We start from the raw sequence: 8,462 nt of genomic DNA on the forward strand, positions 1-8,462 counted from the left end.
CGCCGGCTGCGATGACGGCCGGCGGGGACGGAGGATCAGAGGGCGATGTGATTGCGGGCGGCGGCGGCGCGGCTGGCCTCACCCTCCCTGAGGATGCGGGCATCGTCCCAGCCGAGGGCCTGCCCGGCGACATGCGCCACCTCGTCGAGAACCTCGCCCGTCAGCGCGCCCGAAAGGGCCATATCGGTCCGGCGGAAGAGCACGTCCTCCAGTGTCTCGACCTTCTCGCGGCGGCAAAGGAAGGCGATTTCCTCGACGGCATAGGCGGGAAGCGAGGCGAGCGGTGTCAGGCGCCCGCCGGTCTCCACGAGGACGGCGCGCGCGCCGGTGCCGTAGCGGACGAGTAGTCTCCGGCAGGTTTCCAGCGGCGCGGAAAACCGGGCCGAAAGCTCTGCCGCCTCCGCCTCGAAGGCGTCCGGTTGCGCAGGGAAGCCGCGTCCCCCGCCGATGGCGAGCCGCTCGGTGCCGATCCGCCGTTCCTGCCCGGTCATGGCGAGGATCCGGTCTGCGACCTCCTCCGCAAAGCCGCGGAAGGTAGTCCATTTTCCGCCGATCAGCGACAGGACGGGCAGGCCGAGGCCGGGAATGCGGTCTTCGGCGATGGAATGGTCGCGGCTGACCTCGCCGGGAGCGAGCCCTTCCGAGCGCGGCAGCGGGCGCACGCCGCACCAGGTGAGCGCGATCTGGTCGGGCGTGACGGCAATGTCCGGGAAGACCTCGGAGATGACGGTGGCCATGTAGGCCATCTCCGTCTCGCTGCAGCGCGCCGCGTCCGGGTCCGGTTCGGGAATGTCGGTCGAGCCGATCAGCACATTGCCCATGAAGGGATAGAGCAGGTTCACCCGCCCGTCGGCCGAGCCGAAATAGACCATGCGGCCGCGCAGGGCATCGTGCAGGCGGCGGTTGCGCACCACCAGATGCGAGCCCTTGTTGCCGCCCATGTGCCGGGACCGGATGCCGAGGGCGGCATTGACCTTATCGATCCACGCGCCGCCGGCATTGACGACGATGTCGGCGCTCACGTCGCGGGAAAGCCCGCTGATGCGGTCCCTGACCCGCAGCCGGCCGTCGACGAGCGCCACTTCGGCATAGTTCAGCGCCCGCGCCGCGGGATTGGCGGCCTCGCCGTCGAGGATCAGTTCCAGGCCCAGCCGCTCGGCATGGGTGATGTGCGCCTCGTAATAGAGCCCCACGGCGCGGAAGGAGGGGTTGAGCTCGGGCATGAGGGTGAGCGCCTTGCGCCGCCCCAGCATGCGATGGTTGGGCATGGTGCGGAAATGCCGCCCGAAGAGGTCGTAGAGCAGCAGCCCCGCCCGGGTGATCAGCGTGCCGCGGTCGGCAAGCTTCGCCTTGAGGCCGAGGAAGCGCCGGACGGAGGGAATGATGCCGCCGAACAGCGAGCTGACGGGCAGCACGGTTTCGAGAGGCTTGACGTAATGGGCGGCGTTGGAGAGCAGCAGGTTGCGCTCGCGCGCCGACTGCGCGACGAGCCGGAACTCTCCGGTCTCCAGATATTTGATGCCGCCATGCATCAGCCGGGAGGAGGCCGCGCTCGCTCCCGAGCAGAAATCGCCCTTCTCCACCAGCAGGACGTCGACGCCTTGCTCGCACAGATCGCGGAAAAGGCCGCAGCCGTTGATACCGCCGCCGAGAATGAGGACCGTGGCATGCTCCGGCAGGCTGAGAAGGCGCGCGGCGGTGTTAGGCATTGAGGATCGCGACCTTGATGGCATCGCCGCGTTCGGCCGTCTCCAGCGCGGTGGCTATCTCGTCGAGCGCGAAGCGGTGGGTCAGCATGCTTTCCACCTCGAGCCGCCCGGAGGCGATCATGGCCAGCGCCTTTTCGAACTGCAGCCGGTCGAGCCCGAAGGAGCCGGTGATGATGATCTCGTTGTAGTGGATGGCGTTGACGTCGAGCGTCGCCGTTTCCCCCGCGGAGAAGCCGGCGAACAGGCTGACCGCGCCGCGGTGGCGCACGAGGCCGATCGCGTCGTTGGCAAGCCGCGGCACGCCGATCGCGACGATGGCCTTGTCCGCGCCGAGCCCGTCCGTCTCGCGCATCACGATGGCTTTCAGGTCTTCCGATGCCGGATCGACGACGACATCCGCGCCGGCCGCCAGCGCTGCCGCCCGCCGCCCGGCGCTCGGCTCGGAAACGATGATGCGCGCGGCGCCGGAAAGGCGGGCGAGCTTCACATGCAGCAGGCCGATCGGCCCGCAGCCGAGGATGACGACGCGGTCGGCAATGCCGACGCCGATGCGCTCCTGCCCGTTCAGCACGCAGGACAGCGGTTCGATGAGCGCCGCCTTTTCCCACGACAGCCCCGCCGGCAGCTTGAATACGTTGCCCGACAGGACCGCCTGCTCGGGAATGCGGATATATTCGGCGAAGGCGCCGTCGATCTCGTAGCCGATCGCGATCTGGTTCTTGCAGATGTTCTCGTAGCCCCGGATGCAATGGGCGCAATGCCCGCAGGGTATGGCCGGACAGACAGCGACCGCATCACCGCAGGAAAACCCGCCGTGCCCGCCGTTCTCCACCACTTCGCCGGAGAATTCATGGCCGAGGATCGAGGGGTAGCGGATGCCGGCCGTCTTCCGGCCCCGGAAGATGCGGATGTCGGTGCCGCAGACGGTCGCGGCCTTCACGCGGATCAGCAGATCGCCCGGCTTCAGGGCCGGATCGCCGACCGTTTCGAAATCCAGCCGGTTCGGCGCCTTCAATAGTCCAGCCTTCATCGTTTCCGCTCCGTGAATGCACAATAATAAAATTATAATTACAAAAATACAGAACTATTTGTCCAGCCCTGTGAGGGGAAATGTTGCAGTTGGGCGTTCCGCTGGGCGGCTAGTTTGACGGGAGCAGCAAATAAGCTGAAGGAAAAACAACCTTTTAAATGCGAAGCCTTTTAGCCGCACGCTTCGCCGTTGACAGACAAAAGGAAATGCACAAAGATAAAAATATCGGAATAAATGTTCGAATTCGACCTTCGGGCTCGACGGGCATGCGGGCGAATCCGTTCGGGGTTCTCGGCGACGTTCCGTGCAAACGTGGTTTACGGGTGCCGGACGCCCTGTCGGCCGGCGAATCGAGATTGGGAGGATTATCGATGAAACTGAACCGAATGCTGATGGGCGCTGCCCTCTTCTCGCTCGCGGCCTCGGGTGCCGCGCAGGCGCAGAGCCAGCAGGACCTGATCAAGCCGATCGACAAGGAACTGACCTTCGTCTACATCCCGAAGGTCATCCATCCTTGGTACGACGTCGTGGCCGAAGGCGCGAAATTCGCCGCCGAGGAGCTTGCGAAGTCCGGCATCAAGGTCAACGTCATCTGGGACCAGCCGCCGCAGGCGGACGTGGCGGACCAGAACCAGCGCATCGAGACCAATATCGGCCGCAAGCCCGACGGCCTGGCCGTGGCCTGCCTCGACCAGGCGACGAACGTGCAGCTCCTCGGCGAAGCGCGCAAGGCCGGCGTCAATGTCATCACCTTCAACTCGTTCTGCGACGACGCCTTCCCCTTCGTAGGCCCGAAGAGCAGCTACCAGGACGGCTTTGACCTCGGCGAGTTCCTTGCCAAGACGCTCGACGGCAAGGGCAAGATCGGGATTCTGGCCGGCAGCCTGACGGCCTCCGACCACGTCCAGCGCATCGAGGGCTTCAAGAAGGCGCTGGAAAGCCATCCAGACATGCAGATCGTCTTCGAGCAGCCCGACAACGACGTGCTCGAGGATGCCGTCACGCTGACGGAGAACGCGTTGCAGGCCAATCCCGACATCGCCGGCATCTTCGGCTCGAACGCCTCCAACCCGATCGGCGCGGCCCGCGCCGTGAAGAATGCCGGGCTGGCCGGCAAGGTCGCCATCGTCGGCATGGACGACCTGCCGGAAGCCGTTGATGCGGTATGCGACGGGACGATCACCGCCCTCAAAGCCCAGCGCCAGTGGGACATGGGCTACTGGACGGTGAAGTATCTCGTGGCGATGAACGAGAACCACACCTATCCGATGTTCCACGACACCGGCTCGCGCTTCATCACGAAGGACGACTGCAAGTAAGCATGCAGGCGATCATGCGGGGCCGCCTTCGGCCCCGCATTTTCCGCTTTGGGAGGAACGGCTGTGAGCATAGCTATTTTCGAGGCCGTAGACGTTGCCAAGTCATTCGGCGTCATCAAGGCGCTGACGGGCGTCTCCGTCGGCATCAGGGCCGGCGAGGTGCACGCCATCATCGGCGAGAACGGCGCGGGCAAGTCCACGCTGATGAGCATCTTCTGCGGCAAGGCCCCGCCGACCGCGGGCGAGCTGCGGCGCAACGGCAAGCCTGTCCAGTTCCACCGGCCGCTGGATGCGCAGCAGGCCGGCATTTCCATCGCCCCGCAGGAAATCAACCTCGTTCCCGACCTCACCGCGGCCGAAAACATCATGCTCGGCGCGCACAGGCGCGGCCCGCTCGGCATCGACTGGAAGGCGACGCGCGCGCTGGCGACCGAGCACCTGCTCAAGATCGATCATTCCATCGACCCGGCCACGCGGGTTTCCGCGCTCAGCAAGGCGCAGCAGCAGCTCGTGCAGATCGCGCGCGCGGCGGCGACCTCGGCCGATATCCTCATCCTCGACGAACCCACCGCGACACTCACCTCGCGCGAGACCGAGAAGCTGTTCGCCTATATCCGCGCCTTCCGCGCCGCCGGCGGCTCGATCTTCTACATCTCCCACCGGCTGGACGAGATCCTCGAGCTTTCCGACCGCATCAGCGTTCTGCGCGACGGCGCCTTCGTCTGTGAGCTCGACCCGAAGACGACGACCAAGGAGGAGATGGTGCAGGCCATGGCCGGCCGGGCGATCGGCAAGGGCAACCCGGCGCCGCATGTCCACCTGGAAAACCGCGAGGTCGTGCTCTCCGTGCGCGGACTGACGCGCCAGGGCGAGTTCGAGGACGTGTCCTTCGACCTGCACCGTGGCGAGATCCTCGGGGTCTCGGGCCTCGTGGGCGCCGGGCGCACCGAGGTCGCCAAATGCATCTTCGGCCTCACCCGGGCGGATGCGGGCAGCGTCGACCTGTTCGGCGAGCGGCTCGACAACCGCAGCCCGCTGGCGTCCATCGCCAAGGGCCTGGTCTACCTGCCGGAGGAACGCAAGCAGGAGGGGATCTTCCCGCTGCTGTCCATCTCGGAGAACATGGCGATGCCCTCGCTCGGGCGCTATGGCGGTCTCCTGCGCCTGCGCAACGGCGACATGATGAAGGAGGTCGACGGTTTCGTCAGCCGCCTGCGCATCAAGCTCGGGTCCACGCGCGATCCGATCACGTCGCTTTCGGGCGGCAATCAGCAGAAGGTGATCATCGGCCGCTGGCTGATGAAGAACGCCCGCGTGCTGATCATGGACGAGCCGACGCGCGGGATCGACGTCGCCGCCAAGTTCGAGATCCAGCAGGAGCTCCGCCGGTTCACCGACCGGGAGAACCTGTCCATCATCTTCATTTCCTCCGAGCTCGAGGAGGTCCTGGATGTCTCGGACCGCATCCTCGTCATGCATGAGGGCCGCGTGAAGGGGATGCCCACGGCTGCCGAGGCCACCCAGGAATCCCTGCTCCAGCTTGCGATGAGCTGAGCCGGCGCGACAGCACACAGAAAAGGTTGACGACCATGAGTGAGAACACGATGTCCGATGGTGCGATCCGCAAGAACGACCGCCGGCCGAGCCTTGTCGCACGCTTCTGGCGCTGGGAGGCGAGCGGCATCACCGTGGCGCTGATCGCGCTGATGGTGGTCCTGTCGCTGGCGACCGACAACTTCTTCTCGTCCTACAACATGTCCGTCGTCGCGCGGCAGGCGGCCTTCGTCGGCCTCGTGGCGCTCGGGCAGACGCTGGTGCTGCTGGTCGGCGGCATCGACCTTTCCGTCGGCGCGGCGGCCGGGCTTTCAGCCATCGTCGGCGCGATGATGCTCAACATGCTGGGCATCCATCCCTATTTCGTCATTCCCCTGACGATGCTCTTCGGCCTATCGCTCGGCTTCATCAACGGCTTCTTCGTCGCGGGCCTGAGGCTCAATCCCTTCATCGTCACGCTCGCGACCTGGGAAATCTTCGCCGGCATGACAATGGTGCTGACCAAGGGCTACCCGATCCGGCCGCTCGGCGAACAGTTCGGATTCTTCGGCAAGGGCGAGATCCTCGGCGTCCCGGTGCCTGTTCTCGTCTTTCTCTTCGCCGGCGCGGTCCTCATCTGGATGCTGACCCAGACGCGGTTCGGCCGCAACATCTTCGCCGTCGGCGGAAACCGCGAAGCGGCCGTGCTCGTCGGCATCCGCGTCAAGCTGGTCGAGTTCCTGGTCTTCGGGCTTGCCGGCATGTTTGCCGCGCTCGCCGGCATTCTCTTTGCAAGCCGCATGGATGCGGGCCAGCCCTCGGTGGGCGAAGGCTGGCTGATGGGCGCCATCACCGCCGCAATTCTGGGTGGCACGAGCCTGCGCGGCGGGCAGGGTTCCATCGTCGGCACGATGCTCGGCGCCATGCTGCTGACGGTCCTTGCCAACGGCACGGTTCTGCTGAACGTCTCCGGCTTCTGGCAGCGGGTCATCGTCGGTTGCGTAGTACTGATCGCCGTCCTCGTCGATCTCTTCCGGCGTAAAAACTGAGGGTTGTTGGCAACCGGCCCTCGCGGCGCATGGAAAAACGTCCGGGCCTGCTCTATAGGTGGGACATCTGATGTCTTGGAGAAGCGACGCTGGTGTCCGACCTGTCCGATGATCTGCGCACGAGGGCGGCCTGGCTCTACTACAAAGAAGGCATGACGCAGGACCAGGTGGCGCAGGAGCTCGGCCTCAACCGCGCCAAGGTGCTGCGCATGCTGGCCGCCTCCCGCCTCGACGGCACGGTGCAGATCCGCGTCCTGTCCAAGCAGAGCAATTGCGTCGCGCTGGAACGAGAGCTGGAGAAGAAATATAATCTGGAGCGGGCGATCGTCGTGCCCGTTCCCAAGCAGACGGAGCAGCTTCCCGAGATCATCGGCGGCGTGCTCGGCGAATATGTCACCGATCTGCTCAAGGAGAACATGATCATCGGCCTTGGCTGGGGCAAGACGCTGAGCTCCTGCCTTCCGGCGATCCCTCAGCAGACGGATGCGCATATCTCCGTCGTGTCGCTGTTGGGTGGGCTGACCCGCGTCAGCGCCTTCAATCCTTCCGAGTTCGCCTGGCGCCTCGGCGACCGTCTCGCCGCGGAAGCCTACCTCATCGCCGCGCCAGTCTTCGCCCCGGACGAACGCACCCGCGATGCGCTGCTAACCCATCCCGGCATCCGCGAGGTCTTCCGCCGCTCGGAAAACCTCGACGTCGCCATCGTCAGCGTCGGAGACCTCTCGCCCGGCTCCACCTTCAGCCGCTACGGCCTGCTTGAGCGCGACGAGCTGATTTCGCTGCAGAAGGCGGGTGCGGTCGGCGACATACTCTGCCGCTTCATCGATGCCGATGGCGAGATCATCGACCACGAGGTCAACCGCCGCGTCGTAGCCGTCGACCCGCGCTCGCTGCGCACGGCGCGCAAGGTCGTGCTCGCCTCCGGCGGCTGGCATAAATATGCGGCCTTCCGCGGCGCGCTGAAGCTGCTGTCGCCACATGTGGTCCTGACCGATATCGAGATCGCCCAGCGCCTCATCGAGGAGTGACGCGCTCCATCACGGCGCCAAGGCCGAGTGCTTCGCCCGCCTCCTGCCAACTTCCGAAGACGCGATGGGCGCCGGCTTCCAGCAGCCGCGCGCCATGGTCGGGTGGAAGATGGCGTCCGCCCGTGAAGCCGATGGCGTGCATGCCGGTCGCCCGGGCCGCGACGATCCCGTAGATGGAATCCTCAAAAACCATGCATTGGTCCGGCGCTGCGCCCATGCAGGCGGCCGCGTGGAGGAAAAGGTCCGGTGCCGGCTTTCCCGCCCTGACCATCGTCGAGCTGAACACCGCCTCGCCGAAGCGCTGCGCCAGGCCCGTAGGGAAAGGCTGAGCGCGATGCGCTCCGGCGCCGACGAGGAGGCAACGCAGCGCTTTGCCGGCAGCGTATCGAGAAGCCTGTCGATCCCTTCGATCGCGACGAGCTCCGCTTCGAGGAGCGTGCGGATTTCCTCCCACAGGTCGCCCGCATGCTCGGGCGGAAAAACCTGCCGGGTCGCCGCGCCGATAGACTGGAAGATATCGGCCTGCTTCATCCCGAAGCAACGGGCAACGTCGCTCTCGGCAATGGCGAGCCCGTGGCGGGCATAGGCCCGCACATAGGCCCGCACCGACAGGATCTCGCTGTCCACGAGCACGCCGTCACAGTCGAAGATGAAGAGTTCTGGTGTCTCATGGCAAACCATTTCCCGCTTTCCGTATGTTTTCATATGAACGAACAAAAACTAATAACTGTAATCAAAAGTACGTATTTGATTGCTTTCGTGCGCCGCCGCTTTGCGTGCCGTAGTAGCTCTAA

6 protein-coding genes and 1 pseudogene are annotated in these 8,462 nt (G+C 65.4%); 4 read left to right on the top strand and 3 right to left on the bottom strand.

Annotation, left to right across the window (positions count from 1 at the left end):
- Positions 1 to 35 precede the first annotated feature (35 nt).
- Together AABQ55_RS30480 and AABQ55_RS30485 are read right to left on the bottom strand one after the other, a co-directional pair.
- Complete coding sequence (locus tag AABQ55_RS30480; RefSeq protein ID WP_272808473.1) at positions 36 to 1,709, bottom strand: glycerol-3-phosphate dehydrogenase/oxidase; 1,674 nt, start codon at positions 1,707 to 1,709, stop codon at positions 36 to 38.
- Positions 1,702 to 2,739, bottom strand: a complete 1,038-nt coding sequence (locus tag AABQ55_RS30485) for an alcohol dehydrogenase catalytic domain-containing protein (protein WP_272808474.1) — start codon at positions 2,737 to 2,739, stop codon at positions 1,702 to 1,704. Before AABQ55_RS30485 ends, AABQ55_RS30480 begins: the two co-directional genes overlap by 8 nt.
- Positions 2,740 to 3,110: 371 nt before the next feature.
- Between AABQ55_RS30485 and AABQ55_RS30490 the strand changes: the two genes are divergently transcribed.
- From AABQ55_RS30490 to AABQ55_RS30505, 4 genes are all read left to right on the top strand, one after another.
- The gene (locus AABQ55_RS30490) at positions 3,111 to 4,058 is read left to right on the top strand and encodes a substrate-binding domain-containing protein (protein WP_272808475.1); all 948 of its coding nucleotides are present in this window, start codon (positions 3,111 to 3,113) and stop codon (positions 4,056 to 4,058) included.
- Positions 4,059 to 4,121: 63 nt separating this feature from the next.
- Positions 4,122 to 5,612: a sugar ABC transporter ATP-binding protein gene (locus AABQ55_RS30495; protein ID WP_272808476.1), complete on the top strand. Its 1,491-nt coding sequence runs from the start codon at positions 4,122 to 4,124 to the stop codon at positions 5,610 to 5,612.
- A gap of 35 nt (positions 5,613 to 5,647) precedes the next feature.
- Complete coding sequence (locus AABQ55_RS30500) at positions 5,648 to 6,640, top strand: ABC transporter permease (protein WP_272808477.1); 993 nt, start codon at positions 5,648 to 5,650, stop codon at positions 6,638 to 6,640.
- A gap of 92 nt (positions 6,641 to 6,732) precedes the next feature.
- The gene (locus AABQ55_RS30505) at positions 6,733 to 7,668 is read left to right on the top strand and encodes a sugar-binding transcriptional regulator (protein WP_272808478.1); all 936 of its coding nucleotides are present in this window, start codon (positions 6,733 to 6,735) and stop codon (positions 7,666 to 7,668) included.
- Here AABQ55_RS30505 and AABQ55_RS30510 read toward each other — a convergent pair.
- Positions 7,655 to 8,349 (bottom strand): annotated as a pseudogene (locus AABQ55_RS30510) (HAD family hydrolase). The gene AABQ55_RS30505 and the pseudogene AABQ55_RS30510 overlap by 14 nt on opposite strands.
- Between the last annotated feature and the right edge of the window lie 113 nt (positions 8,350 to 8,462).

It is taken from the genome of Shinella sp. WSD5-1 (assembly GCF_963942435.1).
Lineage (GTDB): Bacteria > Pseudomonadota > Alphaproteobacteria > Rhizobiales > Rhizobiaceae > Shinella > Shinella yambaruensis.